The 306-nt window shown below is 69.6% G+C and carries 1 pseudogene; it reads right to left on the bottom strand.

The features are described from left to right. Positions 1 to 306, bottom strand: a pseudogene (locus ACTFO6_RS18385) (cobyric acid synthase); the annotation flags it as partial.

Here is a 306-nt window from a genome sequence, read left to right on the forward strand (position 1 = left end):
CGCCGAGGCCGGCCCATTCGAGCAGCGCATCGCAGGCAGGACGCGACTCGAACAGGCCGTGGAGGTAAGTGCCGAGAATCTGGCCGTCCTACGAGATGGCCCCGTCATGACGGCCGTCCAGACGCACCAGCGGCCGCGCGAGGGCTGCGCCCCGGCTCACGCCGCAGTGGATCTCGTAGCCGGTCACAGGCGCCTCGCCTAAGACCAGTGTCCCGTGCACGTTGGCGAGCCGCTTTTCCGCCTCCAACACCGTGTCTAGGTCCAGAAGCCCGAGCCCCGGGCTCGTGCCGGGCGGACCCTCTAGAC

Source organism: Pelomicrobium sp. G1, assembly GCF_051905455.1.
Lineage (GTDB): Bacteria > Pseudomonadota > Gammaproteobacteria > Burkholderiales > UBA6910 > Pelomicrobium.